The organism is Variovorax sp. 160MFSha2.1 (assembly GCF_048305075.1).
GTDB classification, from domain to species: domain Bacteria; phylum Pseudomonadota; class Gammaproteobacteria; order Burkholderiales; family Burkholderiaceae_C; genus Variovorax; species Variovorax guangxiensis.
In genome coordinates, this window is the sequence record NZ_CP157625.1 from 272785 (window position 1) to 296147 (window position 23363).

Here is a 23363-nt window from a genome sequence, read left to right on the forward strand (position 1 = left end):
TGGAAATCCCTTCCCGCGATCTGATAGAGTGATGCCGTCGAGACAGGCGGCTGGCCGCGATTGAACCGGGAGACATCAAATGAGCGAGATGCTGGGACGCAGCTTCAAAGTGTTGGAATACCTGGCGGAACACCCGCAGGGTGTTGCGCTGTCCACCGTGGCCAGTGAATTGAAGATCCCCCTGAGCGCATCGCACCGACTGCTCACGGAGCTGATTCGGTGTGGCTACGTACGGCAGAACGCGATCGATGGCCACTATGTGCTGACCATCAAGCTCGTTTCCGTCGGCCTGTCGTTCCTGAGCAATTCGGGCATCGTGGACGTGGCCCAGCCGCTGCTGGACCAGCTCGCCGCCGCCTCGGGCGAACTGGTGCGCCTGGCGGTGGTCGACGGCGAAGACCTGACTTTCGTGGCCAAGGCGCAAGGGGCCACGCACGGGCTGCGCTATGACCCGGACATGGGCCTGTCGGTGATGCTGTCGTGCAGCGCCGCGGGGCATGCCTGGCTCTCGACGATGAGCGAGGACGATGCGATGGCCCTGGTGGCCAAGAAAGGGCTGGGCAAGCCCGAGGACTTCGGCCCGAAGGCGCCCACCACGCTCAAGGCCGTGATGGCCTACGTGAAGGCGGCCCGCCAGCGCGGCTTCAGCATGATCAACGAGGTCTTCGCGCCGGGAATGACCGCCATGGCCGCCCCGGTCTTCTCCGTCCACGGCGCGGTGATCGGCGTGGTCACCATCGCGGGACCGGCCGTCAGGCTGACGCCGCATCGGATGGAAGCGCTGGGGCCGGCGCTGCTCGGCACGGCCGAGGAAGTCGCACGCGCCAGTGGCGCCTCGGCGCTGTTCAAGAAGAGAGCCTGACCAACCCCAACGAGGAGACAACCGCCATGAAGAAGGATCCGATTCGCAAGCTGTTCCTGGCCGCGGTGGCCGCCACGGCTGTCCTTGCCGCGCCAGGTGCGCTCGCACAGGTCAAGGAGCGCACGCTCAAGTTCGCGTTCCAGAACCAGACCGGCCATCCGCAGGCACAGGGCGCGCAGAAGTTCGCCGATCTGGTGGCCGCCAAGTCGGGCGGCAAGATCGCCGTCAAGCTGTTCGCGGGGGGCGTGCTCGGCGGCGACCTGCAGACCGTGTCGGCGCTGCAGGGCGGCACGGTCGAACTCACGGTGCTGAACGCGGGCATCCTCTCGGCGCAGGTGAAGGAGTTCGCGGCCTACGACTTCCCGTTCCTGTTCAACAGCGGCAAGGAAGCCGATGCGGTCACCGATGGCCCCTTCGGCCAGAAGCTGATGGCCAAGCTGGAGGACAAGGGCCTGCATGGCCTGGGCTATTGGGACCTGGGGTTTCGCAACGTCACCAACAGCAAGCGGCCGATCACCAAGGCGGACGACATCGCAGGCCTGAAGATCCGCGTGATCCAGTCGCCGATCTACATCGACATGTTCGCTGCACTGGGCGCCAACGCCACGCCGCTGCCGTTCCCGGAGCTGTATTCCGCCCTTGAGCAGAAGGCGGTCGACGGCCAGGAGAATCCGAACACCACCATCCTGTCGTCCAAGTTCGCCGAGGTGCAAAAGCACATCACCCAGACCCGGCACATCTACAACCCGCAGGCGCTGCTGGTCAGCAAGAAAACATGGGATGGCATGAGTGCCGAGGAGAAGAAGATCCTTACCGAAGCCTCGGCCGAGGCGACGGTGTTCCAGCGCCAGGCCTCGCGCGGCGCGGCCGACAGCGCGCTCGATGCGTTGAAGACGGCAGGCATGACCGTGTCGGAATTGCCGCCCGAGGAGATGGCCAGGCTGCGCGCCAAGGTCAAGCCGGTGATCGACAAGTACTCGGCGTCCGTGGGCGAGGCCACCGTCAAGGAGTTGATGGCGGAAATCGCGAAGGTGCGCAAGTAGCCGACGCGACAGCCGATGCGTGATCTCAGTTGATATTGCTTCCTGCGATTGCTTCATCCGGAGGTGGGCGTGGATGGAGTGGTGTCGAGCACCCGCAGGTTCATCAACGCCCTGATGTCCTCGAAACCGATGCGCGTCCGAGCGACCGACGTGGCACGGCGCGCCGCGGGGGGTGAAAAGTTCGCATGTGAAATACTTTGAGCTTCAATTTATATAAAAAGTTTCTCAAGGCGATACTTTTTCCGCTGGTATGGGAATACCTAATCCGGCAAAATTGCGTCATTAATTTCGATGCACCGAAAAGTGCTTCGTTAACTCATCAGAATCAAAATGACCAAGCCAAACGCTCAAATTCGCAGTGCGCCAGCACGCGGTGGCCGTGTTTCGGATCATGGTACCGATTGGGTTCGAGTGGTGGCAAAGACGGGCCGTCCCGTCACTTTGGCTGATCCCGAGATGGCCGAGTCTGTTCGCCGCCTTGAGAAGGCGGTGACGCAATCCCCGGTGAAAGCGCTCGAACTTCTGCAACTCGCTGGGATCGCGACGCCGACTGGACGCCTGAAGAAGGTATATGGCGGCTAGAAAGCCGCCTGACATCCCCGGCTACAGCAATTACCAGCGCCTGCCCAGCATGGTGCTGGGATTCCACGGCTGTGACAAATCTGTAGGCGAAGCTGTTCTCAAGGGCAAGGTGCCCCACCTTGAGACAAGTGCCAACGAGTACGACTGGCTGGGTGGAGGCATCTACTTCTGGGAGAACGATCCCCTCCGAGCCATGGAGTGGGCAATTGCTGGCATGAGCAAGCCAAACATTACCAAGGGAAAGATCACCAAGCCCTTCGTTATCGGCGCCGTCATAGAGCTTGGCCATTGTCTGAACCTGCTTTCGCGCAACAGCATCGAAGAGGTGAAGGTGTCGCACAGGGTGATGCTGAAGGCGATGGAAACCGCTCAGATTGAAGTACCGAAGAACACTGGCTATGGCGGGTTTCGGCGAAGCCTGGATCGAGCGGTGATCGAGTTTCTCCACGTGTCTCGTGGAAGGGAAGTGCCGCCGCTGCAGCCCTACGATACAGTCCGGGCGGCGTTTAGAGAGGGTGGTCCCGCCTATGGGGGAAAAGGTCCTCTCGAAAGCATGGCAGGTTTCGACAACCGAAGCCACATCCAGATCGCTGTTCGTGATAAGACCAAGATCAAGGGCTACTTTCGGCCCATTCACGACTGAGGCCATCGGCTATTTCCAGCAGGAAAAGCGCAACGCGTTGCGGGGCCGATGCGGAACAAGTCCAGGAATGTCAGCGAGCACTATCGTGTCTCGCTCTCCCAAACCGGGGCCGGAATCGGGATCCGGCTGCAGGCCGCATAGATACTGGACTCTTGACGGTGTCAGCCTTCAGTACCGACAAATCTCAAGTTGTCCCCCGTTGCGGCAGAAACTGGTGCGTTCATTCGGGGCGCCCCGGCCGGTATCGAGCAACCCGCTTTCACAATCGAACGCCCCGGACAGGGGCGGTTTCAGCGCAGGCAAGAACCAGATCGATATCGTGATGCGGTGAAGCTTGCAGCGCGTCGACCAAGACTTTGCCTGTTTGCGCTCCCTGCAGTCGCCGGAATTCCTCTGTCGCGCCGGCCACGATCTCGTCCCGACCATGAACGCTCACGTGCTGCGGCATCGCCAAGGGCGCGCCGTACAAGTTCACTGAAACGTGTGTGTCTTGGCATCCTGAAGCGGCCAGTACCCTGGTGGAAAGGGCTGGCCGCTTGGCTGGGGAATTGGGGGGCTCTGAAAATCTGCTCATGCCGATCAGATTGGCATCGCCGCCCGCGTGATGCAAGAAAAATCCGGTGCCACCATTTCTATGGCGTCCAAAGGCCGCGTATGCCCAAGCCTTTTGAGCTGGATGCAGGCTTCTGCGCGGCGCTTTGCCGGCGCAGGGAAAGCTTGCTTCGGCAAGCCGTTTCCCCCGACTCCTTCGCAGCGTTGTGGCCCCCCAAAAAAAGCATGTCTGGCCCACACCTTCCTGTGCCCCCTGCGGCCTTCGCAGAGGCCGCGATAAGCGCGGGCCTCTAGCCAAGGAGGGCGCCAGGATTTCCTCTCCAAGAGGCTGGATTACTGAGGAAATGCCCTCGGTGGCTGCAAAGCGCCCACTCATGGCCACCCAAACTGCTCCCTCCTGGCTGCGGTAATGCGCCATTGCGTCCCGTCTCGCTTCGCCTCGTGCGGGCCGGCGTAGAGGGACGTTTGGTTGGCCTCCTCGATGCGCCGGGCCTGGAGAACAGAGGCAGCGGGCTCCTACGTGACCTCTGTGCAGGGTGGGGGAGGGCTTGCCTGTGAGCCCTGAGGCTACCCCCTCGTTCTCGCGTTCAAGGCCCTGCGCGCGCACCGTGGGTGCGTGCTCGGCGCGTGCCGCGCGCCTGCGGCGGCCCTGAGCGCTGCGCTGCGACGGGGTGGCGGGGTCTCGCAGGCAATCCCGCCTGTGTCACCCACAGGAGTTCGTCATGAACGCTTCCTCTTTCTCTTCCTTCTCCTCTTCCTCCATGCCTTCCGCTTTCACGGCGCGCGAGCTCCAGGTGCTCGATGCGCTGCGTCCGTTCCTCGGTGCCGATACCGAGGGGCTGTACGCGGCGCAGGGCCGCTCGCTGCACCGGCTGGTGTGCTTCGCGCGGGACTCGTCGCTGCCGGGATGCGCGCAGCTGCTGTGCGGGCTGCGCCTGGCGCGGGAGCTGCTGGCCGAGGAACTGCGCCCCGGCGAGGCGTTCCGGTCGCTGTACGCGGTTTCCGACTACCTCAAGCTGCACTTCGCGGGGCAGGCGCACGAGAGCTTCGCGGTGCTGTTCCTCGATGCGCGCCACACGCTGCTGGCGTTCGAGGACCTGTTTCGCGGGACCGTGACGCAGACCGAGGTCTATCCGCGCGAACTGCTCAAGCGCGCGCTCCATCACAACGCCTCGGCCGTGATCCTGGCGCACAACCATCCATCGGGCGCGGTGGAGCCGTCGCGGGAGGACCTGGCCGTGACGCAGGCGCTGAAGTCGGCGCTCGCGCTGATCGACGTGCGGGTGCTCGACCACATCGTGGTGGGCGCGAACCGGGTGGCCTCGATGGCCGAGCGCGGCCTGCTCTGAGGGCGGCCGCGGGGGCGCTTCGGCGCCCCTGAAGCGATCCGGTCCGGGCGGCTCATGCGGTGCATGTGTCCGTCCTGCGCTGCGGGGATGCGGAGAGATGGAAGCCGAGAGATGGAAGCGGGGGGAAGGAGCAGGACGGGGAGGGCGGTCTTGCTATGGCCTTCAGCGTTGCACGGCGTTCTCGCCGTCAAGGGCTGCGCGCCGCGCTGCGGCGCTGGCGGCCTGGCGGCCGTCGTCGACCCCTGACTGCTGCGCTGCGCCGTGCGGGTTCCGGCCGCGGGCAATTCCGCCCGGACAACCGGAGATCGTCATGGACGAGAAATCACACGTTTCGCTGGAACAGCACCTCTGCCTGGTATGCGGCCTGAACTTCGATACCGGCGGCATCCTGCTCGAAAGGCGCCTGCGTCAGAGCATGCAGCGTCACACGGTGACAGGGTGGGGCCTGTGCGGCGAGCATCGCAGGCTCTTCGACGAGGGCTTCGTCGCACTCATCGAATGCGACCCCGAGCGCAGCGGTGTGCCGGCGGACCAGGACCACATGCGGCCCGAACAGGCTTGGCGTACAGGGCGGCTGGCGCACCTGAAGCGCGAGGCCCTCGCCAGGGTGACCCACGTTGCGCTGGCGCCCGACGTGCCCTGCGTCTTCGTGGAGCCGGGCGTGATCGAGCAGCTGCAGGCGATGGTCGGGCCCGAGGAGGACTGAGGATCCCTTGAGGTCCTCGGTGCGCCGTTTCGTGACTGCGAAGCGGCGCACTTTCTTTCCTGCCTGCCGTGTCTCGTTCCGGCGGCGCATGGCGGAACGTCGACGCCGGGGCGACGGGCGCGGTTGTCCGCTACGACCCGCCGGAGCCCCGGCATGCGCGCACGTGCGCCGGCAGGCGCATCAAGGCGCTCGATGCGTATGGCGTGTGGTCTCGTTGGCCGTGGCTGTGGCTGTGCCCGCTGTCGGTGGTCGGTCTGCGGTCGTCCCGCCTCTGGATCGACGCATGGCGCGGGTCGCTCCCCGCTCCAGGGTGAAGGCGCTGCCCCCGTCCTCGCCCGGTCCTCGCGACGCTCGGCTGCGGCCTGCGGGCGGGCCCCGGACCGTCTCGCTGGCCCCTTGCCGGCTTTGCGTCGAGGCGGCTCCGACAGCAGATTCCTTCCACCATCGCGGCATGCGCCGCAGAAAGGCTTCGCCATGGCCACGTCTTCTCGCACTTCTCGCTCTTCTCGTTGCGTCGTGCCCGCTCCGGCCGTGGTGCCGGATCCGAAGACCCCGGGCGTTCCCCCCGTGCCCCCCGAGGACTCTCCCACGGCAGGTGAATCAAATGAGGGGCGCGCCTGGCGGCGTTCGGGCAAGCGCGTGGGCATGGACATGGATGTCCGGCGCGTGATCACGGACCGGATCATGGCGATGCTGGCGCAGGGCGAACACGTGTGTCGTGCGCGCTGGGTCCAGGCCGCGACGCGCGGGGCGCCGCGCAATGCCGGCACCGGGCGGTCCTACCGGGGCGTGAACGCGCTGCTGCTGTGGGACGCGGCGATCGTGCAGGGTTACGAGGTGCCGCTGTGGCTGACCTACAGGCAGGCCAAGGCTCTTGGCGCCCAGGTGCGCAAGGGCGAGCGCGGCGTGCTGTGTGCGCAGTTCGAGCGGACGGGGGGCCGCGGCGATAGAGACCCGCACACCGAGTTACAGGACGGGCTCCTGCAATGCCGGCCATTCTGGTTGTTCAATGTCGCGCAGGTCGACGGGCTCCCGGCGAAGCGCCTCGATCCTCCGGCAGTCGCTGCCGCAGGCCCCTCGGCTGCGGAGCACGGGGCGATGGAAAGGGTGTTGCGGCTGGTCGGTGGCTGCAACGCAACGCTTCGCCATGGGTTCGAACGCGCAGCGTATGTGCCGGAGTTCGACGAGATCCGGTTGCCGTGGCCGAAGCGATTTGCAAGCGGCGAGAACTATGGGGCGACGCTGTTGCACGAACTGGTGCACTGGAGCGGACATCCGCAGCGGTTGCATCGCGAGTTCGGCACGCGCTTCGGCGACGCCGCTTGCGCGTTCGAGGCGCTCGTGGCCGAACTCGGTGCGGTCTTGCTGATGGGGCATTGCGGGCTTGTCGGCGCCGTCGTCGAAGGCCATGCGGACCCTCTCGCGGACTGGTTGGAGGTGCTGCGCCATGACCGCAGCGCGATCTTCACGGCCATGCGCTTTGCCGGCGAGGCCTGCGATTTCATCGTGGGACGGGAGATGCCGGTGCTCGCGCCACTCTCGTGACACGATCGCCTTCAGGCGAGCTGGCTTGCCGATCTTCGGCCGATGGATCCTGCGCCCAAGGCGCTCAGGATCCTGGTGACTTCGTTCGGCGATGCTCGAGCTCCTTATCGTCCTGTGCGACGGCGCGAGGACCTCGGGTATCTCGCTGGATGCCGCGCGGGCGCAGGCCGCCGGCCGCCTCGCTCCGTGCTGGACCTCCAGCCCGGAGGCCGGCCGTCACGCGCGTCCATGGCGCGCGTGCGTCGCGAACCTTCGGCTCTGGCCGAGACGGCTACCGATCGCCGGGCGGCGCGCCAGTCTTGCGCGTGTGCGATTTCTCGCACAACCGGTGCGAGAAATGCCGGCGCGTTGCAGACCGGATGGAATCGGCGTCTGCGCGCTGGCCCGCTATCGACAAGCCGCCGCCACGGGCTACGGGGTGCGAGGCGGTCCGGGTTGGCGGCGGGCTCAGCGACACCGACGGCCCGGCGTGTGCGAACGAGCGATCACCGGCGCGCACCGAAGCTGAGAAAGCGGGGAAGGCAGCATCAGGGAGAAAGAAGAAAGAGGCCGTGATGTGAGTGAGTGGCTGGCTAGCTGGCTCCTTCAGCGTGGCACACCGTTCTCGCCGTCAAGGTCTGCGCGCGCCGCTGGCGCGCTCGCGGCCTCTCGGCCGTCTTCGAACCTTGACCGCTGCGCTGCGGCGTGCCGGCGACGGTGCCGGGCCATCCCGCCCGCAACCGTTCAAGGAGAACGTCATGGCTGCTTCCAGTTTTCCCTTTCTCACCGATGCGCAGTTCGACCAGCTGCTGGCCAACGGCCGGCAGTCGCAGGTGCAGTCGGACTTCTATCCGCTGCCCGTGGTCAAGCTGTTCACGCCCGATGCCGGTGCCACCTGGCTGCTGGGCGGGATCGATCCCGATGCACCCGATATCGCCTTCGGCCTGTGCGACCTCGGGCTGGGCTTTCCGGAGTTGGGCTGCGTGAGCCTCGCCGAGCTGTCCCAGCTGCGCGGGATGCTGAATCTGCCGATCGAGCAGGACCTGCATTTCCGCGCCGACCGGCGCCTGAGCGTCTATGCGAGGGAGGCCCGCAGTGCGGGGCGCATCCAGGCCTGACGCGCTGGTCGACGCACGCCGGGGCATGCGCGTTCTTCATGTGCGTGCCTTGCGAGCGTTTTTCGCGCACCGTGTGGCGGCGCGCGATCTGCGCCAGGTGCCAGCACGCGTCCGGCGTGCGCATTTCCTGTGTCGTGCATCATTCCTTGGCGTCAACTGAATTTGGTACTGGTGGTGGAGGCCGCGCAGCGCATTGCTGGCGAGTTCGCCCGGGTGGGCGAGGCGGTCGAGGCGATGCGCGGTACCGTGCTTTCGGGCGCGCAGCAGCTGGACTTCGCATGCGAGGCGCTCGCGCTGCGGTACCCGGGGCAGGAGGCGCCGCCGGTGCAGCCGGCGCAGTGGCTCGAGCGGCGGCGCCTGGCCGACGTCGGTGACGATGTCTGGCGGACCTTCAACGCGATCCACGAGCATGCACTGCGCGGCGGCGTATGCGGCCGTACGGCCGCGGGACACGCCATGCACGCGCGCGGCATCCGCGCCATCCGTGAGACCGTGCGGCTGAATGCGGGCCTGTGGCGTCTTGCGCTCGCGCGCATCGGCCGCTGATCTGGCAGGCCGGGGCCTCGGCTGCGGCCTTTTCTTTTTCCTTCTCCTTTGCGTCTCGGCCCCGGCGGACAGCAGGCGCCGAGGCCTCTGGTTCATTTCTTGATGCAAGGGTGGTGGAATCTTTCAAGCGCCGTGCACCGATCGCCCTGGGGGCGCAGCGCGGACCTCGTGGCTTCCTTCTTTCACGTTCTCAGGAGCATGGACATCAGCACCCTGGAAAAAACCTGGCGGCTTCTCTCGCCCGCGCAGATGAGTGCACATCCGAACGCGCTGGCATGGGCCGGCAGTGCGCGCCATGCAGGCATCCTGGATGAGCGAGCGCGTGGCCCGGGCCCCGGTGCGCACGCGCCGGCGCGTCTCGCCATCGGCGCGGGCTCATGCCTGCCTGCGTCCCATGCTCGCAACTGACAACGACATGGCCCCTGCTGCCCGGGTCGTCCGGCGGGACATCCGCGACCGGCGCACCCTCGATCTACCCACCCGCGAGGGGATCCTGCGTTCGGACGATGGCCATGCCATCGGGGCGTCCTGGGCCGCCCTCGCGGATGCCGGACTCGGCCGGTACCCGCATCGCCTGTCTGTGGGCGACGATGCCGAGCACGCGCGCCTCGCGGCCGTCGCGACCAGGATCCCGCGGGCGGTCTTCTGCCTGCTCAGCGCACTGCATCTCCATGGACTGACCACACAGCCGCCGCGCGATGTCTGGATCGCGATGCCCAGTGGCAGCCATGTGCCCCGGGTCGATCACTTGCAGTTGCAGATCGTCCGGGCCTTCGGCGATGCCTATGTGGCCGGCATCGAGACTATCGAACGGGGCCATGTCCCGCTGCGCGTCCATGGTGTGGCCAAGACGGTGGCGGACTGCTTCAAGCACCGCAACAGGGTCGGCCTGGACGTGGCGCTGGAAGCCTTGCGGGAGGTGCGCACCCAGCAGAAGGCCTCGGTGGCCGAGCTCTGGCACTACGCCAAGATCTGCCGCGTTGCCCGCGTGATGCATCCCTACCTGACGGTGATCGGCTGAGCAGCGCGTCCTGCCGTGGACCTGCGCATTGTCTGCGCGAGCCTCGGGCCGTTGGCGATCTCATCGGTTTGGATCCTTTCCGGAAACGGGTCAGGTGGGGAAGTGGGTGGCAGCGCCCGTGTGTGCAGGTCGATCGAAAGCCCCAGCGCTTCCAGCGCGTTCATGTAGGCCCCCATCGTGACCGAGGGCACGCCGCGCTCGATCCTGAGCAGCGTCACACGCGAGATGTTCGCGGCTTGTGCGATCGCCTGGGCGCTGATCTTCATCGCCTTGCGATGTGCGTGAATGCGTTGGCCCAAGGCGGCGAGGTGGTTCGCCTCGGCAATGAGGACGGGGGAAGGAGAGGGCATCTGGGGTTCCTGAATCGGTCCGCAACGCAAGGCATCTTCTCATCAAGTCTGGGGCCGAATTGCTCCGTCGGTCGCGCCGCAACTGCGACGAGGGCTCGGCGCATGCCTCCTCTGACCGCCGATAGGACGCCGCAGACTGGGCGGCTGGCGATCCGGCAGCGAAAGACGCAGCCTTACCGAGGCAAGGCATTAGGGAGTAAGGTCAGGCCGCACTGCGGCGTGCCTGCGGGCAGGTGAACAGATTGCAGGCGGGTCTTCCTTCGGGCAAGGCACGAGAAGCGCTGCTTTTTTCGATCATCGTCCTGTAAGCAGGTCAAAGCCGAGCTGCTTCTGATGCCTGATCGCCAGTAAATGCACAGCGCTTGATTGCTTGGCCTTGGCAGGGAAGTGAACGTAGAGAACCAAGTACTCGTCCATCACGTATTCTCGAATCTGGGCATTTCGTGCCAGGCCGGTCAGTCGAGACGCAATGCGCTTGACGATTCGTTCGGCTTCAACCGAGCCGATAACTCTTTCGAAAAACGGGCGCCCCATGCCTCGATGTCACTCCAGATTGAGAACAACGACTCCGCTCAATACGTCCGGGAGGCGGTCGTAGCCTTCGGCCAAACCGTTCTCCGACCAGTACGCCTCGATATTCTCAATATTGAGCGCAAAGTTGGCCGTGTACAGCACGGCCGTCAGCGACTGGTCCTCGCCTGCGTGCCGCATCTCAGCCGGCAACACGCCCGCCGGCCGCCTTGCGCGCCCGCTTCAAGGCGTTGATGCCTGCCTTGGCGTCAACGGTACGCCCAGCCTTGACATCCGCCAAACCCTGGTCTACTTCTTCCAGCAAGAGCAAATGAATGCGCGCGCGCTCCAGCCGGTGGTAGTGATCAAGCCGCTTGGCATCGATCACCGCCACTGCGGGCTCACCGTTTTTTGTGATGATCTTTTCCGCGCCATTCTGAACTTCCAGCACAAGATCAGACAAATGCGTTCGAGCCGTAGAGAAAGGGACGATGTCGCGCACCGCAATGGCCATGAGATGTTCTCCTGTGAGCCTGAAATTGCTCACTATTTTGCTCATCAAGAAGAAGTCCTGCTCTTGGGGAGTGGATGGAGCTCGTTCCTTGGGCAATGTTTCCACTGCGCACAGCCTCTGGCCTGTGAGGCGGTCTGCTTGGAAAACGTGGACTTGTTGCGGCATTGCACTGTCAGGCTAGAGGGCTTGCGCGGGCTATCTGTACTGCTGCGCGTGCTCGCGACAGCCACGCTGCTCGACGGGAGGTCAGGGGGCGGAGTCGTCTGCGTCTTTTCACCTTTCGCCTTCCGCGAGATGTTCGGCATGCCGAACACCCCGCAAGGCAAGCGGTGCCGGCGGCCGGGCGGTTGTCGACGATCACGCTTTGCCCCAGCTTCTGTGCCAGCAGCCTCGCCTGGACGTCGCCACCGCCGCCCGGGGGAAAAGGGATCACGAGGGTGATCGCCCGGGTGGGGAAGCTGCCCTGGGCCGGGGCGGCCTGCATGCCCAGGGTGCTAAGCGGCACAGCTCATCAGCTATCCGGCGCCAACGACGTAGTAGCGATGCGCATCACGGATATGGGGATTCCGAATGCCGTCTCCATACTGAAGCAGCGGGAAATCCAGCGCTTCCAGCAGCTTGGCAATTCGGCGTGAAGCCTCTTGAGGCGGGCATGATCGCCGCGCCCCTTGGTAAACGGCTTTTCCGGCGGGGTGAGGAGAAGTTTGATGTCGACGTCCTCGGACATCCGATTGGTGAGGCTGTGCGCCTGTGACAGGCAGGTGCCGCCCGCGAATACAAGCTGAATCCCTGTGTCGTGCCGAGCTTTCTAGCCCCTCTTCATGTCGCTGAAAAAGTCATGCTCGACACGCAAGTCTCCTAGCGCGCGAAGGACCCCGTCTGGTACACCGCGCAAGCTGCGCGCCGTCCATCACGCGGATTGGTGCCCTCTGATGTTGCTTGGGAGATGAACTGCTTTTTGCATCTCTCCAGACTTGCAGCATGAGGCCAAAAAGGAGGCCCCGAGACGTGATGGAAAAGTACGTTGCTCACCTGGCAACGCATGATTCTTAACGAGCGCGGCGTAGTGAGGTGAAGTGCGGCAGGCGTGGCGCTCAGCCGGTGCGAGCTTGGACGGAAAGCGAAAGAAAGACTGGCTGCCAACCGTCGGGTTCTTGTGCGGCGATGAGGGCAGGATAGACTGCCGTCAGACATTGTCTACAGCGATGGTGTTGCGATGGCCCAGATCCCTCAATCAAGCAGCGTGATCAGTACGCGAGTGCCACTCGGCATGAGGGCGAGCTTCGCTGCGCTGGCCTCGCACCATCAACTCAGCGAATCCAGCTTGCTGGCCAAGTTGATCGACGATGTACTGACAGCCCACGGCGCAGGCGCGAGCAACATGAGCGGACGGTGGGGCTCGCGTGATGCGACCGCCGATGCCGCCGCTGCGGATCGCATCACACTGCGGCTTCGTCCCGGCGACCGAGCGCTGGCGGCGCAGCGCGCCGAGGCCCGCGGGATGAAGACGGGCAGCTACCTGGTCATGCTGATCCACAACCATGTTCGCGGCTCGACCGTGATGCCGCCGAACGAACTGGGCCAGATCAAGGCGGTCTGCGCTCAGCTGGCGGCGCTCGGGCGGCAGCTCAAAGTGTTCGGCATGCCGAACACTTTGGCTCAAAAAGTGGATTTGGAGCCGGGTGATGTGCTCGAATCGATTCGGCGAGAGGTCGAAGCTGCGCGCGAGGCCACCGCTGCCGTCGTGCGCTGGAACCTCATGAGCTGGGAAAGCGATCGCGAGGCAGGCCATGCCTAAGCAGACCGTGCGCATGGGCAGAAGCCGTGGCGGGCCGAACGGTGCATCGCGCGACATGGCGCTGGACATCGTGAGCTACGGCCGGCGCGGACCCGGCGGCACCCTGCGCCTCGGTGCCGGCGAGATCGCGCAGATCCAGCGCACGGTGGGCCGCACGCCCGAGGTGATGGTGAAGGTCTCCGGCGGTGGTCGCGATGCCGGCGGCGTCAAGGCGCATCTGGACTACATCGGACGCCACGGCAAGCTGCCCATCGAGACCGACGAAGGGCTGCCGCGTCAGGGGCGAAGCGCAGCCGGGGAGATCACGCTCGACTGGCAACTGGACCTCTGCAGAGGCCAGTACAAGCCCAGGCCGGAGCCCGGCCAGAAGGACACCCGCGCGAAGCTCGCCCACAACATCGTCTTGTCGATGCCGGCGGGCACGCCTCCGGAGAAGGTGCTGGCCGCGGCGCGCATCTTTGCGCGCGAGAACTTCGCGCTGCAGTACCGCTACGCCATGGTGCTGCACACCGACCAGGCGCATCCACACGTGCATCTGGTGGTCAAGTGCGAGCACGAGTTCGAGCCAGGCAAGCGCCTGTTCATCCGCAAGGACACGCTGCGTCAGTGGCGCGAACAGTTCGCCGCGCTGATGCGGGAGCAGGGCGTGGCGGCCAATGCGACGCCGCGGCAGGTGCGCGGGCAGATCCGCAAGCCCCAGAAGGACGCCATCCATCATCGGCTGCGTGCACTTCGGGCGTTCGGGCAACTGCCGACGGGCGAGCGGGCAGGGCAGCGGCCGCCGAAGACCTCGACCTTCATGCGCGCCAAGCTGGGGGGCGTGCTCCAGGTTCTTCGGACGAGGCGAGGCGCCTTGAATGCTGGTCAGGACGTGATGCAGGGTACCCGCGAGCAGGTCTTGGCAAACTGGCGCGAGACCGCCGAGGTCCTGCGACGGCAGGGTGAATCCGGACTGGCGGTTCAGGTGGAGCGCTTTGTCCAGCGCATGCCCTCTGTGCGGACCGATGCGCAGCGCATGGCCGAGCGCTGGGGGGAGGCGGAGAGAAACCGAGTGCAGGAGCGTGCGGATGCCAAGTTACCGGGGGCGCCTGTTCGGTGACCCTGGAATTCCTGCAACGGCCGATAGCTTTTCGCAAGGCCGTAGCTCTGCGCTGTTAGTGAGAGCCACCGATTTGGCTGACGGTGCCCTGTGAGACCAGCGTGCCGTTCACGCAGCGCGCGACAGCAGTCTCTGCTTCATTTGCTCCAGTTGCTGTCACGGGCTGCGATAGAAGATCCAATGTTGCAGCCGCATCCGAGCGCCCAAATGTCCTTGAGCTTGAAGGGCGCCTTCTGGCCGACAATCTTGCCTTTGTCCAGGGCGCGCGGCAGGTTGCAGTGTTTGCTGATCCCATGAAGGTCTCCCATTGAGTTGAGGGAGTCTCAGCATGCGCGCGCCGGAGTGCAGTTGTCCTTGATGCAGCGCTTGCTTTCCATGGCAGGCATCAGCTTTCGCGGCTATGTCTGACCCACGGCAAAGGGCACAATCGGCCAACACCTGACAGTCGAAGCTGTCCTCCAGATTTCCTGAGGAGCCAACGTGTTTTCCCACATCTTTGTGAGCGTCAGTGATTTCGAACGCGCCTTGCGCTTCTACGGCGCGGTGATGGGTAGCCTTGGTGTGGAGCTGCGCTTCTGTGAGCGAGACAGGCCGTGGGCCGGCTGGCACAGCGCAGGTGGCGCTCGCCCCTTCTTCGTCATCTGCAAACCGTACGACGGACAGCCGCACGAGCCCGGGAATGGGCAAATGGTCGCCTTTGCCGCTGCCACGAGGGCGGTGGTCCGAGCTGTGTACCAGACCGCCTTGGAGTATGGCGGCACATGTGAAGGCCCTCCAGGGCTTCGCCCGCACTACCACGACAGCTACTACGGCGCTTATTTTCGAGACCCCGACGGGACAAGCTTTGCGCTGCCTGTCATGCTCCGCCGCCCGACGACGCATGAGGGGGTCAGCGAACGCCTCGGATGGCTACAGTCGGCCAGTACCGGCCGGCCGCCGACCCCGCTCAATTTGACTGTAAGCAGACATTCGCGACGCGTGCTCGCAACGGGTTGAGTGCGGGCCGCTCAAGCTTCGCTGGAAGCGCGCGCGGACCAAGAGCGGCCGGTCAGATGCGCGGGCCTATTTGGGAAGAAGGCCGGTGCACCATCGCTGTTCGCAAGGCACGCCATCATGGTTCCTATCCATTTGGGTGCCGGGGCAGTTCTTGAGGAAGAACTTTGCCTCAGTGCATGACGACGTCATCTGCGAGCATTACCTGCATCCGTCGCACTAGCGGCTGCCAGACAGGGGCATCGAGGCCTGCCGCGTCTTGTGACGCCACCGCAGGACTTTGGCCGCGACCTTTGAGGCGCACCGGTCGTACTTCCCATAGCTGAATGCGCCCAATGCAAAACGAAAACATCACCGCATGGTCAGGTCCAGACCGATCCACTTGCAAAACTCAAAGGTGAGGAAGAGCACGAGGAACGCAGAAGCGACGAACGCCGAGCCCACCTTGATGGATGTCAGGACCACTGCAGCTGTCTTTTGATTCTTGTACTTCTGTCCCCGTTCGTAATGCCACTTGACGGCCAAATACATGCCCACGCTGAGCACGAGAACCTTGAAAATAACAAAGGAGACAGGGATTGAATTCATGATTGAAAAGACATCAGGTGACAGACCAAGAAATGCCCGAGTGCGGCGAGCAGCTCAATAGACCGATGAAGAAGCGGAAAGATTAATTAATTGGTTGATTAATCAATCCAACGAAACGGGAACGGTCACGTGAATGGGCGTCTGCAAGACGCGTCGAAAGGCGGAGCGGTCCGCCTGCACACAGAAGCACTCTCATCGTGCTGTCGAGTGTTCATCTTCCAGTCTGATACGTACAGAACCAGATCAGCTGAAAATTTCCGTATCAGATGCAAGGAGGCCGGTAGTCGCGTCGGGCAGGCCGACGTCTGATACGACAATCTCGGGAGCGGTCCAGAACGCCCGTATCAGAAAGAGATTCCCATGAACCGCTACGAGAAGCTTGCCGACAACATCGCCCAGCGTATTCGCGCGGGTAGCCTGAAGGCGAACGATCGCCTTCCCTCCGTGCGCGAACTGAAGTCGCAAATGGGCATCAGTGCGTCCACCGTGTTCTCTGCCTACTACCTGCTGGAGGCGCAAGGGCTTGTCGAAGCGCGGCAGCGGTCGGGATACTTCGTTCGAGCGGGGGCGGAAATGCCGACCAATGAACTCGCCGCCAGCGAGCCTGTCCTCCGGTCCATGCCGGTCGACGTCTCGTCGCTTGTCTTTCAGGTCCTTGCGCAGGCTCGCGAGCGCGACATGGTCCCGCTCGGCTCGGCCTTTCCGTCGCCAGAGCTGTTTCCCTTCGAACAACTTGCCGCCGGCCTGACGCGAGCGCTCAAGCGGATGGATCCCTGGCAGACCGTCGAAGATCTGTCACCAGGAAACGCCCAACTACGCCATCAGATCTCCCTGCGTTACGGCAGCGTCGGAATGAATGTTCCTGCGTCTGAACTGGTCATCACCAGCGGGGCGATGGAGGCCCTCAATCTTGCGCTCGAATCGGTGACGCAGCCGGGCGACGTCGTGGCGATCGAAACGCCGACCTTCTATGGTGCGTTGCAGGCACTGGAGCGGCGCGGTCTTCGCGCGGTCGAGGTCGAGACCCACCCGCGTACAGGCGTAGATCTCAGCTCTCTTGCTCGGGTGATCGACCAGCATCCGGTGAAGGCCTGCTGGTTCATGCCGACCTTCCAGAATCCAATGGGCTGCACTATGAGCGACGGAGCCAAGGAGCAACTGGTCAGCATGCTCGCCACCCGCGCCATACCGCTGATCGAAGACGACGTGTACGGCGAGCTCGCGCATGGGGCTCGGAGACCGCCACCAGCCAAGGCCTGGGACCGGGCTGGCTGGGTGCTGCACTGCAGTTCCTTCTCGAAATCCCTGGCACCCGGATATCGCATCGGTTGGGTAGCGGGCGGTCGCTTCGCGGCCACTTTGGGTCGGAACAAGTTGATGAGCTCGCTGGCGACGGCACTCCCCTCGCAACTGGCGTTGCAGGAGTACCTCCAACACCGGAGTTTTGATCGTCACCTGCGCGTCCTGCGGCGTTCGCTTAGCCGCCAGCAAGCTGCATGCTTGCGACTTATCGATCGATACTTTCCGACTGGAACGCGGGTCACACGCCCCGAGGGTGGCTATTTCCTGTGGCTCGCGCTGCCAGAAGGCGTCGACTCGCTCGCACTGCACCAGGACGCTCTTCAGCTCGGCATAGGCGTAGCGCCGGGCCATTTGTTTTCAGCCGACCGCCGATACACCCGGCACCTGCGCATCAACTACGGGCATCTCGGCGACCCGCGCTTGGAAGGGGCTATAAGAAATCTTGGAGAACTCGCCAACGCGCAGCTTAAATCTACAACCGGAAAATCGGGGCCGATCTTCGAGGAGCGTTCGTCGAGACCCTAGTTGGCGTCGATGCAGGTCGAGGTTCGCTGCCTTCGACTGACTCTCAACGTCACGCGCGCCGCTTCTGTCCAGTCGTCGGCGCTTCGCCGCAAGATTGACGGGCACCTCCAAGTCTTGGAAGGTGCCCGCCGAAATGGATGCAGGGGGCACGCTGCCCGCCCACCGGTCCGATCAGCGATCCGATCACGAAACACGAGATCAGACCGACGACCGCGATCACTCATAGGCCGATTTGTGACTCATGATGAAGGTCCACGTCACCGCTACGCGCGGCGTTTCCCCGTACGACATCGGGAAGCCGTCCAGACTCGCCAGCCACCCCTCGGGGATCTGGTGAAGGGTGAGGCGCCGCGCCGTCACCAGTGGCTTGCTCCACGCAAGCATGAGTTCGTTTTCGTCCGTATTCATCGCGGCGCCCTTCATTCATGTGGGAAAGACCGATGGCGAGTCAGAAGGGCTTGTTGGGCAGGAACTTCCCATCCAGCGTGATCACTGCTCGTGAGCCGCCTTCGGGATCCTCTACCTTCTTGATGTCGAGCTTGAAGTTGATGGCGCTGATGACGCCGTCGCCGAACTGCTCGTGAACGAGCGCCTTGAGCGTGGTGCCGTAGATCTGGACCATCTCGTAGAAGCGGTAGACGGTGGGGTCGGTCGGCACTCCGCCGGGGATGCTGCCGCGCAAGGGAATCGCCCGCAGTTCTTTGGCATCGGCAGCGTCCAGGCCAAGTCGGCTGCAGACCAACTCTGCGGCGTGCTGCGGCAGGGCGTGCTGCCCCAGCAGTGCGGCGGTGACATAGGCCACCCGAAGGCCGGTGCCTTCTGCCAATTCACCGAAGCTGATGTCTTTGCTTGCCTTTGCACCAAGCACGCGGGAGGTCAATTCGACGCGAGAATCTTGGGTCACATTGGAATGAAGCATTGCAGTTTTCCTTTCAAAGGGGAGGGAGAGTCAGGCCGCTTTCAGCTGCGGGTGGGGCTCGGAAGCGACGGTGTCGGGATGCTTGGCAAGGCTGACAAAAATGCCGTGCTTGCCATCGAGAGCTTTGACGTCACCGGATTCAATGTCGTAGACCCAGCCATGCAGACTGAGCCGGCCCTGTTCGAGCGCAAGCGCAACGGTCGGGTGGGTCCGTATGTTGGCCAGCTGGGCCACCACATTGGCGTACACCATGGAGCTGACCTTTGCTATCGGCGTGTCATGGGTATGCGCCTCGTTCACCGCCTTGGCGGCGTCGGCATGGCGCAACCAGCCTGCTACCGCGGGAAGGTGATCCAGACAGGTATGCTTGGCGATGGCCGTCATGGCGCCGCAGTCGCTGTGACCACAGACCACAATGTCGGTCACACCCAGCACACCGACCGCATACTCGACGCTGGCGGTGACGCCGCCAGATTCTGAGCTGTAGGACGGGACAATGTTGCCGGCGTTGCGGATCACAAAGACATCGCCAGGCTGTTGTTGGGTCAGCAACTCCGGAATGACGCGGCTGTCGGAGCAGGTGATGAAGAGGGCACTGGGGTTCTGGCTAGTCGCCAGTGTCTTGAACAGGCTCGACATCTTGGGGAAGACATCGGCCTGAAACTTCATCGCGCCTTTGATGAACGGTTTCATGTTAATCACCGTGTTGTTGCGAGGAGTTCATCGTCAATCGTTTCCTCCGGCCGGTCCAAGACCGGTTTCGGATGGACCCGATAGGAACCACCAATAGCACTCTCACCACCGGAAAGGCTGGGCATGCAGCTTCGTCATATTCGCTATCTACTTGCCGTTGCTGAACACGGAAATTTCACGCGCGCCGCGGAGGCCCTTCATGTCTCCCAGCCAACCCTGTCGCAGCAGATCATCCAACTGGAGGAGACGCTGGGTGTGGCGCTTCTAGACCGCAGCGGCAGGACCGTGAAGGTGACAGACGCGGGCAGCGTCTACATTGACCATGCGCGCCGGGCGCTGTATGAATTGGCTGCTGCTCGACGGGCCATCCATGACGTGCAGGATCTCCAGCGCGGCGAACTGCGTCTGGCGACGACGCCGACCTTCACCGCCTACCTGGTCGGCCCCTTGGTGACGGCCTTTCATTTCAAGTATCCCGGGATCGTTATTCGGCTGAAGGAGATGTCTCTCGACACCATTGCTGCAGCGGTTGCGGCCGACGAGGTGGACCTGGGCATCGCGTTCCATGTCTCGCCACCTGCGGACAACATTGAGTGCGAGACCGTTCTGGTGGAGCGACTGAGCGTCGTTGTTGGCCGCGGCCACCGCTTCGCCGCTCTGGGCGAGGCCGTCACGCCTCAGATGTTGTCGGTTGAACGGCTTGGGGTGCTGAGTCCTGATTTCGCAACGCGCGCCCACGTGGACGAGTATTTGAGGTCTCAGGCCATATCGCCATCCATCGCCATAGAGGCCAACACCATCAGCGCCCTGCTTGAGGTCGTCAGGCGTAGCCATGTGGTCACCATTCTTCCCGAAGCCATTGGCGAGCAGCATCCGGATCTGTGCAATATCGCGATCTCCCCGGCACCCGACCCGCGCACAGCCGCCCTGTTACGTCGAAGGGATGCTTACCAGTCTGCAGCCGCCTTGGCGTTTGCACAGCTGTCCAGGACTGTTTGCGGGTGAGCAAGATTGCTCTTGCTCCCACTCCTTGCGGGTCTTCTTGGATAGCGGCTCAAGGCCAAGCGTGATCTGTCCATGCCCAGCATCGTCCTATTCGCTTACGCCTCTCGCCGCCGGACTGACGCGAGGCTTTGCAGACCTTTCCTCAACGGCACTCAGGCTTTGTTGGTCACCTTGTCAGCAATGAATTGGAGGGCTCGCAGAGCGGGTGCCGGATCACCGCTGTACTGGGCCTGCACGATGGCGCCATCCACGGCGCTGGCCAGGGCCTCGGCCGTCCGCTTTCGCTGACCCGACTGCGGCAGCAACGCTTCGATGACGTCGGTCATCTGCTGCTTGTGCTGGCGAGTGGCTTGGACGACAGCTGGCATCGTGGGTCCCATCTCGCTGACGCCATTGAGGAAGGCGCAGCCTCGGAAATCGCCGAGCGCCCTGCCACGGAACCATTCCTTCATCACTGGCGGGAGCGCCTGAGCGCCTTTTGACGCGCCGCCGTGGCGCTCCAATGCCTCAGTGAACCACTTCATCCACCGTTCGTGGCGAAGGTTCAGGTACGTCAGGATGAGGTCGTTCTTGCTCGGAAAGTGCCTGTAGAAGGTCACCTTGGTCACGCCCGCCTCGGCGATGACGCGGTCGATCCCGGTGGCTCGAAGGCCTTCGGCGTAGAAGAGGTCGTGCGCGGTGCGCAGGATGCGTTCTCTAGCCGGTAGGTCACTGTTGCTGATGCTGACAACTTTATTCATGGGTCGACTATAGACAGACTTGTCTACTTGCGCCAGAATGCGCCCACGTAGACAGAGCTGTCTACCTGCCGCAGGTCTGCGGCTCACGACAGACCCTTGATTGATAAAGGAATTGCCATGGAAACCCGTCCCCCCCTGCCCCCGTTCACTCTCGAAACTGCGATCCAGAAGGTTCGCCTAGCGGAAGACGGCTGGAACAGCCGTGATCCGGCCAAGATCGTGTTGGCCTACAGTCCTGACACCAACTGGCGCAACCGGGCCGAGTTCCCGCAGGGCCGTGCCGAGGCCAAGGCGCTGCTGGAGCGCAAGTGGGCACGAGAGCTTGACTACCGCCTGATCAAGGAGCTCTGGGCCTATACCGGCAACCGCATCGCGGTGCGCTTTGTTTATGAATGGCACGACGACGCCGGCAACTGGTTCCGCAGCCACGGCAACGAGAACTGGGAGTTCGACGAGAACGGCCTGATGACCGACCGCCATGCCAGCATCAACGACAAGCCCATCAAGGCCGAGGAACGCAAGTTCCACTGGCCGCTCGGCCGCCGTCCGGACGACCACCCGGGTCTGACCGAACTGGGTCTTTGACGGCGACGCACTGTGCCATCTTTTCGCAAGCTATGCGGAGCACACTTGCGAACGAGGTCGGCATTAGGCCCATGGGCTAACGCCATCTGCGCGGCAGGCGCTGCACGTTGCGGGCATGTTGCCTGCACGTGCCGCTTTAGATCGGGCACGTGGCGCCGCGGGCTCACGCGCTTGAAGTGGGTCACCGCGTGCTTAGCTTCGTCATCGATGGCCTGACGTTCTACCACCGCGGGCAGCGGCAGCTCAAGACGAACGCTGCATCCAGCCTTGACCGCATTCGAGCGGGGCGCGATGACCACTAAGAAGCAGCCCGATGACCGATGGGGGCCCAAAGCCGTCCTTCGGCCACCCTATCGGAGTGCCTGGTACCGGTACCGATCGCGCTGCCACCACCGCGGCATTTGGTCAACGCGATGCTACTTCGCAGATGGCCTGGGCAATCTCGTCTTCACTCCGGCCGCCATTGATTGCGACATGGCCGCCAAAGACGAAGTGCGGAACGGAGTGCACGCCGGCGGCAGCGGAGGCGGCCGCCGACTGCTCGACCCGCGCGCGCCATGCCGGATCACGCGCAATGGCGAGAGCTTCGTCGCGCTCGAACCCGTGTGCTACGGCGATGTCGGCCAGCACATCGGCCTTGCCAATATTCCTCGCCTGCAGGAAGTGGGCCTCCGTGAACGCGACCGCGAGCTGGTGCTGCGTGCCGCGCGCACCCGCCGCCTTGATGAGCGCATGGGCCGCCTGCGTCGGATAGGCATAGGGTTGACGCCCAAGATCGAGGTCGAGCCCGGACGCACGGGCTTCGGCTTCGGCTCGAGCAAAGGAGGCCTTTGGGTCGGTCACCCCATATCGCTTGAACAGCAAGTCAGGGATATACAGCCCCTCAGCCGGTGTGTCCGGCATCAGCAGGACGGGATGGTGACGAATGTCTACCGGGAGGTCCGGAAAGCGCTCTTTCAGAACCTTGTCGAGGCGGTGCTGGCCGATGATGCACCAGGGGCAGGTGATCTCGGTATAGAGGTCGATTTGCAACATGCTGGTCTTCCCTTGTTTCAGTCGTCAGCGATGCCGGGCGCGGAGCGCACGAACCGTTTGTCGGCAATCTGGCTCACAAGGAACTTCGCCAGATTGCCCCGCGAGAGCTTCGAGCCGAGCTTGGCTCTTCCGTACCAGCCCACAGCGATCCCTCCGTGCGCAGGGCCGTCTTGGAGGAACGGAATCCGCACGATCGTCCAGTCCAGGTCCGAATTGGCGATCAGTTCGCCAGTCGCTCTGATGTCGTCGTAAGCCTTGCGAACAACCACCTTGAAGAACAGCACGGCCGCGCGCGAGCTGAGGTCGAAACCATCCTTGGGGTCGCGATAGCTCGCCGTGGAGACCTGGAGAAGACGCCGCACGCCCAATCGCCGCATTGCGGCCATGATGTTGGACAGGCCGTGCATGATGGGTCGGTCACCCTGCACCTTCAAACCGTTCGGGCCCAAGGCGCTGATGACAGCGTCAGCACCCTGGACACACTTCGCAATCGCGTCCCGGTCTTGCAGATCACCAACAACGATTTCGACTTTCCCGGCGAACGCGGCGAGCTTCTTGGCATCGCGCGTATAGACAGACAAGGCGTAGCCTTGCTTCAAGGCTTCTTCGATGATGTGCCGTCCGGTCGACCCGGTGGCTCCGAATAGGGCGAGCTTCATTACGCCCCTCCCTGATGGTTCGCGGGCATGGCCGGGAGATTCGAGTCCACACGATCGCGTTTGGTGACAAGCGACCAGATCTCTTCCGCGATCACGTCGGGA

Annotated in this window: 30 protein-coding genes and 2 pseudogenes; 17 read left to right on the top strand and 15 right to left on the bottom strand. The window is 63.7% G+C overall.

Translation table 11 applies throughout. The features are described from left to right. Positions 1 to 79: 79 nt before the first annotated feature. From ABL838_RS32720 to ABL838_RS32735, 4 genes are all read left to right on the top strand, one after another. Positions 80 to 862: an IclR family transcriptional regulator gene (locus ABL838_RS32720; RefSeq protein ID WP_418126498.1), complete on the top strand. Its 783-nt coding sequence runs from the start codon at positions 80 to 82 to the stop codon at positions 860 to 862. 26 nt (positions 863 to 888) lie between these two features. Further along, a complete protein-coding gene (locus ABL838_RS32725) occupies positions 889 to 1905 on the top strand; it encodes a TRAP transporter substrate-binding protein (RefSeq protein WP_418126500.1) in 1017 nt (338 codons plus the stop codon). Between the two features lie 330 nt (positions 1906 to 2235). Next, on the top strand, positions 2236 to 2487 hold the full coding sequence (locus ABL838_RS32730) for a hypothetical protein (protein WP_184642408.1): 252 nt from the start codon (positions 2236 to 2238) through the stop codon (positions 2485 to 2487). After that, entirely contained in the window at positions 2477 to 3130 is a 654-nt protein-coding gene (locus ABL838_RS32735) for a hypothetical protein (RefSeq protein ID WP_418126502.1), read from the top strand. The genes ABL838_RS32730 and ABL838_RS32735 overlap by 11 nt, the downstream gene beginning before the upstream one ends. Before the next feature lie 259 nt (positions 3131 to 3389). Here ABL838_RS32735 and ABL838_RS32740 read toward each other — a convergent pair whose 3' ends face one another. Next, on the bottom strand, positions 3390 to 3605 hold the full coding sequence (locus tag ABL838_RS32740; RefSeq protein WP_221297835.1) for a hypothetical protein: 216 nt from the start codon (positions 3603 to 3605) through the stop codon (positions 3390 to 3392). A gap of 799 nt (positions 3606 to 4404) precedes the next feature. Between ABL838_RS32740 and radC the strand changes: the two genes are divergently transcribed. The 7 genes from radC to ABL838_RS32775 all read left to right on the top strand — a co-directional run bounded on the left by radC (position 4405) and on the right by ABL838_RS32775 (position 9946). Continuing rightward, the gene (radC, locus tag ABL838_RS32745) at positions 4405 to 5031 is read left to right on the top strand and encodes a RadC family protein (RefSeq protein WP_418126504.1); all 627 of its coding nucleotides are present in this window, start codon (positions 4405 to 4407) and stop codon (positions 5029 to 5031) included. 310 nt (positions 5032 to 5341) lie between these two features. Then, a complete protein-coding gene (locus ABL838_RS32750) occupies positions 5342 to 5737 on the top strand; it encodes an ATPase (RefSeq protein WP_418126506.1) in 396 nt (131 codons plus the stop codon). Between the two features lie 645 nt (positions 5738 to 6382). Next, positions 6383 to 7282 (top strand): ArdC family protein, encoded by a 900-nt coding sequence (locus ABL838_RS32755; RefSeq protein WP_418126508.1) that lies wholly within the window; start codon positions 6383 to 6385, stop codon positions 7280 to 7282. A 737-nt stretch (positions 7283 to 8019) separates the two neighbouring features. Then, complete coding sequence (locus ABL838_RS32760; RefSeq protein ID WP_418126510.1) at positions 8020 to 8379, top strand: DUF2958 domain-containing protein; 360 nt, start codon at positions 8020 to 8022, stop codon at positions 8377 to 8379. Positions 8380 to 8508: 129 nt separating this feature from the next. Further along, entirely contained in the window at positions 8509 to 8925 is a 417-nt protein-coding gene (locus tag ABL838_RS32765) for a hypothetical protein (RefSeq protein ID WP_418126512.1), read from the top strand. Positions 8926 to 9123: 198 nt separating this feature from the next. Beyond that, positions 9124 to 9333: a hypothetical protein gene (locus tag ABL838_RS32770; RefSeq protein WP_418126514.1), complete on the top strand. Its 210-nt coding sequence runs from the start codon at positions 9124 to 9126 to the stop codon at positions 9331 to 9333. Between the two features lie 7 nt (positions 9334 to 9340). Continuing rightward, positions 9341 to 9946 carry a type IV toxin-antitoxin system AbiEi family antitoxin domain-containing protein gene (locus tag ABL838_RS32775; RefSeq protein ID WP_418126516.1) on the top strand — a complete coding sequence of 202 codons (606 nt, stop codon included), beginning with the start codon at positions 9341 to 9343 and terminating at the stop codon, positions 9944 to 9946. Here the strand turns inward: ABL838_RS32775 and ABL838_RS32780 are convergent. From ABL838_RS32780 to ABL838_RS32800, 5 genes are all read right to left on the bottom strand, one after another. After that, positions 9925 to 10296: a helix-turn-helix domain-containing protein gene (locus tag ABL838_RS32780; protein ID WP_418126518.1), complete on the bottom strand. Its 372-nt coding sequence runs from the start codon at positions 10294 to 10296 to the stop codon at positions 9925 to 9927. The genes ABL838_RS32775 and ABL838_RS32780 overlap by 22 nt on opposite strands. 294 nt (positions 10297 to 10590) lie before the next feature. Then, positions 10591 to 10830 (bottom strand): hypothetical protein, encoded by a 240-nt coding sequence (locus ABL838_RS32785; protein WP_418126520.1) that lies wholly within the window; start codon positions 10828 to 10830, stop codon positions 10591 to 10593. A 9-nt stretch (positions 10831 to 10839) separates the two neighbouring features. Continuing rightward, positions 10840 to 11019, bottom strand: coding sequence for a hypothetical protein (locus ABL838_RS32790; protein WP_418126521.1), 180 nt, complete (start codon positions 11017 to 11019; stop codon positions 10840 to 10842). Next, a complete protein-coding gene (locus ABL838_RS32795) occupies positions 11009 to 11320 on the bottom strand; it encodes a type II toxin-antitoxin system Phd/YefM family antitoxin (protein ID WP_418126523.1) in 312 nt (103 codons plus the stop codon). Before ABL838_RS32795 ends, ABL838_RS32790 begins: the two co-directional genes overlap by 11 nt. 511 nt (positions 11321 to 11831) lie before the next feature. After that, positions 11832 to 12107 (bottom strand): nucleotidyl transferase AbiEii/AbiGii toxin family protein, encoded by a 276-nt coding sequence (locus ABL838_RS32800; RefSeq protein ID WP_418126543.1) that lies wholly within the window; start codon positions 12105 to 12107, stop codon positions 11832 to 11834. A 429-nt stretch (positions 12108 to 12536) separates the two neighbouring features. Here ABL838_RS32800 and ABL838_RS32805 point away from each other — a divergent pair, with 429 nt between their 5' ends. Beyond that, positions 12537 to 13118 carry a hypothetical protein gene (locus ABL838_RS32805; RefSeq protein WP_418126524.1) on the top strand — a complete coding sequence of 194 codons (582 nt, stop codon included), beginning with the start codon at positions 12537 to 12539 and terminating at the stop codon, positions 13116 to 13118. Beyond that, entirely contained in the window at positions 13111 to 14217 is a 1107-nt protein-coding gene (locus tag ABL838_RS32810) for a relaxase/mobilization nuclease domain-containing protein (protein ID WP_418126526.1), read from the top strand. The genes ABL838_RS32805 and ABL838_RS32810 overlap by 8 nt, the downstream gene beginning before the upstream one ends. A gap of 197 nt (positions 14218 to 14414) precedes the next feature. Here the strand turns inward: ABL838_RS32810 and ABL838_RS32815 are convergent. Beyond that, positions 14415 to 14512: pseudogene (locus tag ABL838_RS32815) on the bottom strand (integrase); the annotation flags it as partial. 185 nt (positions 14513 to 14697) lie between these two features. Between ABL838_RS32815 and ABL838_RS32820 the strand changes: the two are divergent. Continuing rightward, positions 14698 to 15101: pseudogene (locus tag ABL838_RS32820) on the top strand (VOC family protein). Between the two features lie 178 nt (positions 15102 to 15279). Here the strand turns inward: ABL838_RS32820 and ABL838_RS32825 are convergent. Together ABL838_RS32825 and ABL838_RS32830 are read right to left on the bottom strand one after the other, a co-directional pair. Further along, on the bottom strand, positions 15280 to 15402 hold the full coding sequence (locus ABL838_RS32825; protein ID WP_418125935.1) for an excalibur calcium-binding domain-containing protein: 123 nt from the start codon (positions 15400 to 15402) through the stop codon (positions 15280 to 15282). A gap of 159 nt (positions 15403 to 15561) precedes the next feature. Continuing rightward, positions 15562 to 15798: a hypothetical protein gene (locus ABL838_RS32830; RefSeq protein WP_418125936.1), complete on the bottom strand. Its 237-nt coding sequence runs from the start codon at positions 15796 to 15798 to the stop codon at positions 15562 to 15564. 360 nt (positions 15799 to 16158) lie between these two features. On the opposite strand from ABL838_RS32830, the gene ABL838_RS32835 reads away from it, so the two are divergent. Further along, positions 16159 to 17625 carry a PLP-dependent aminotransferase family protein gene (locus ABL838_RS32835; RefSeq protein ID WP_418125937.1) on the top strand — a complete coding sequence of 489 codons (1467 nt, stop codon included), beginning with the start codon at positions 16159 to 16161 and terminating at the stop codon, positions 17623 to 17625. Between the two features lie 216 nt (positions 17626 to 17841). Here ABL838_RS32835 and ABL838_RS32840 read toward each other — a convergent pair whose 3' ends face one another. The 3 genes from ABL838_RS32840 to ABL838_RS32850 are packed head-to-tail and all read right to left on the bottom strand — an operon-like array spanning position 17842 to position 19237. Continuing rightward, positions 17842 to 18033 (bottom strand): hypothetical protein, encoded by a 192-nt coding sequence (locus ABL838_RS32840; protein WP_418125938.1) that lies wholly within the window; start codon positions 18031 to 18033, stop codon positions 17842 to 17844. A gap of 40 nt (positions 18034 to 18073) precedes the next feature. Next, on the bottom strand, positions 18074 to 18544 hold the full coding sequence (cynS, locus tag ABL838_RS32845; RefSeq protein WP_418125939.1) for a cyanase: 471 nt from the start codon (positions 18542 to 18544) through the stop codon (positions 18074 to 18076). A gap of 30 nt (positions 18545 to 18574) precedes the next feature. Further along, positions 18575 to 19237 carry a carbonic anhydrase gene (locus ABL838_RS32850; protein ID WP_418125940.1) on the bottom strand — a complete coding sequence of 221 codons (663 nt, stop codon included), beginning with the start codon at positions 19235 to 19237 and terminating at the stop codon, positions 18575 to 18577. 123 nt (positions 19238 to 19360) lie between these two features. Between ABL838_RS32850 and cynR the strand changes: the two genes are divergently transcribed. After that, positions 19361 to 20242: a transcriptional regulator CynR gene (cynR, locus tag ABL838_RS32855; RefSeq protein WP_418125941.1), complete on the top strand. Its 882-nt coding sequence runs from the start codon at positions 19361 to 19363 to the stop codon at positions 20240 to 20242. Positions 20243 to 20394: 152 nt separating this feature from the next. On the opposite strand, the gene ABL838_RS32860 is transcribed toward cynR, so the two are convergent. Continuing rightward, the gene (locus ABL838_RS32860; RefSeq protein WP_418125942.1) at positions 20395 to 20982 is read right to left on the bottom strand and encodes a TetR/AcrR family transcriptional regulator; all 588 of its coding nucleotides are present in this window, start codon (positions 20980 to 20982) and stop codon (positions 20395 to 20397) included. Between the two features lie 117 nt (positions 20983 to 21099). Here ABL838_RS32860 and ABL838_RS32865 point away from each other — a divergent pair, with 117 nt between their 5' ends. Next, positions 21100 to 21567, top strand: a complete 468-nt coding sequence (locus ABL838_RS32865; RefSeq protein ID WP_418125943.1) for a DUF1348 family protein — start codon at positions 21100 to 21102, stop codon at positions 21565 to 21567. Between the two features lie 405 nt (positions 21568 to 21972). Here ABL838_RS32865 and ABL838_RS32870 read toward each other — a convergent pair whose 3' ends face one another. Continuing rightward, the gene (locus ABL838_RS32870; RefSeq protein WP_418125944.1) at positions 21973 to 22602 is read right to left on the bottom strand and encodes a DsbA family oxidoreductase; all 630 of its coding nucleotides are present in this window, start codon (positions 22600 to 22602) and stop codon (positions 21973 to 21975) included. A gap of 17 nt (positions 22603 to 22619) precedes the next feature. After that, positions 22620 to 23261 carry an NAD(P)-dependent oxidoreductase gene (locus tag ABL838_RS32875; RefSeq protein WP_418125945.1) on the bottom strand — a complete coding sequence of 214 codons (642 nt, stop codon included), beginning with the start codon at positions 23259 to 23261 and terminating at the stop codon, positions 22620 to 22622. Positions 23262 to 23363 lie beyond the last annotated feature (102 nt).

What these genes read in the sequence shown, in the direction of transcription:
- ABL838_RS32720 (WP_418126498.1), top strand. Translation starts at nt 80, where the DNA reads ATGAGCGAGATGCTGGGACGCAGCTTCAAAGTGTTGGAATACCTGGCG.
- ABL838_RS32725 (WP_418126500.1), top strand. Translation starts at nt 889, where the DNA reads ATGAAGAAGGATCCGATTCGCAAGCTGTTCCTGGCCGCGGTGGCCGCC.
- ABL838_RS32730 (WP_184642408.1), top strand. Translation starts at nt 2,236, where the DNA reads ATGACCAAGCCAAACGCTCAAATTCGCAGTGCGCCAGCACGCGGTGGC.
- ABL838_RS32735 (WP_418126502.1), top strand. Translation starts at nt 2,477, where the DNA reads ATGGCGGCTAGAAAGCCGCCTGACATCCCCGGCTACAGCAATTACCAG.
- radC (WP_418126504.1), top strand. Translation starts at nt 4,405, where the DNA reads ATGAACGCTTCCTCTTTCTCTTCCTTCTCCTCTTCCTCCATGCCTTCC.
- ABL838_RS32750 (WP_418126506.1), top strand. Translation starts at nt 5,342, where the DNA reads ATGGACGAGAAATCACACGTTTCGCTGGAACAGCACCTCTGCCTGGTA.
- ABL838_RS32755 (WP_418126508.1), top strand. Translation starts at nt 6,383, where the DNA reads ATGGACATGGATGTCCGGCGCGTGATCACGGACCGGATCATGGCGATG.
- ABL838_RS32760 (WP_418126510.1), top strand. Translation starts at nt 8,020, where the DNA reads ATGGCTGCTTCCAGTTTTCCCTTTCTCACCGATGCGCAGTTCGACCAG.
- ABL838_RS32770 (WP_418126514.1), top strand. Translation starts at nt 9,124, where the DNA reads ATGGACATCAGCACCCTGGAAAAAACCTGGCGGCTTCTCTCGCCCGCG.
- ABL838_RS32775 (WP_418126516.1), top strand. Translation starts at nt 9,341, where the DNA reads ATGGCCCCTGCTGCCCGGGTCGTCCGGCGGGACATCCGCGACCGGCGC.
- ABL838_RS32780 (WP_418126518.1), bottom strand. Translation starts at nt 10,296, where the DNA reads ATGCCCTCTCCTTCCCCCGTCCTCATTGCCGAGGCGAACCACCTCGCC.
- ABL838_RS32785 (WP_418126520.1), bottom strand. Translation starts at nt 10,830, where the DNA reads ATGGGGCGCCCGTTTTTCGAAAGAGTTATCGGCTCGGTTGAAGCCGAA.
- ABL838_RS32795 (WP_418126523.1), bottom strand. Translation starts at nt 11,320, where the DNA reads ATGGCCATTGCGGTGCGCGACATCGTCCCTTTCTCTACGGCTCGAACG.
- ABL838_RS32805 (WP_418126524.1), top strand. Translation starts at nt 12,537, where the DNA reads ATGGCCCAGATCCCTCAATCAAGCAGCGTGATCAGTACGCGAGTGCCA.
- ABL838_RS32810 (WP_418126526.1), top strand. Translation starts at nt 13,111, where the DNA reads ATGCCTAAGCAGACCGTGCGCATGGGCAGAAGCCGTGGCGGGCCGAAC.
- ABL838_RS32825 (WP_418125935.1), bottom strand. Translation starts at nt 15,402, where the DNA reads ATGACGTCGTCATGCACTGAGGCAAAGTTCTTCCTCAAGAACTGCCCC.
- ABL838_RS32830 (WP_418125936.1), bottom strand. Translation starts at nt 15,798, where the DNA reads ATGAATTCAATCCCTGTCTCCTTTGTTATTTTCAAGGTTCTCGTGCTC.
- ABL838_RS32835 (WP_418125937.1), top strand. Translation starts at nt 16,159, where the DNA reads ATGAACCGCTACGAGAAGCTTGCCGACAACATCGCCCAGCGTATTCGC.
- ABL838_RS32840 (WP_418125938.1), bottom strand. Translation starts at nt 18,033, where the DNA reads ATGAATACGGACGAAAACGAACTCATGCTTGCGTGGAGCAAGCCACTG.
- cynS (WP_418125939.1), bottom strand. Translation starts at nt 18,544, where the DNA reads ATGCTTCATTCCAATGTGACCCAAGATTCTCGCGTCGAATTGACCTCC.
- ABL838_RS32850 (WP_418125940.1), bottom strand. Translation starts at nt 19,237, where the DNA reads ATGAAACCGTTCATCAAAGGCGCGATGAAGTTTCAGGCCGATGTCTTC.
- cynR (WP_418125941.1), top strand. Translation starts at nt 19,361, where the DNA reads ATGCAGCTTCGTCATATTCGCTATCTACTTGCCGTTGCTGAACACGGA.
- ABL838_RS32860 (WP_418125942.1), bottom strand. Translation starts at nt 20,982, where the DNA reads ATGAATAAAGTTGTCAGCATCAGCAACAGTGACCTACCGGCTAGAGAA.
- ABL838_RS32865 (WP_418125943.1), top strand. Translation starts at nt 21,100, where the DNA reads ATGGAAACCCGTCCCCCCCTGCCCCCGTTCACTCTCGAAACTGCGATC.
- ABL838_RS32870 (WP_418125944.1), bottom strand. Translation starts at nt 22,602, where the DNA reads ATGTTGCAAATCGACCTCTATACCGAGATCACCTGCCCCTGGTGCATC.
- ABL838_RS32875 (WP_418125945.1), bottom strand. Translation starts at nt 23,261, where the DNA reads ATGAAGCTCGCCCTATTCGGAGCCACCGGGTCGACCGGACGGCACATC.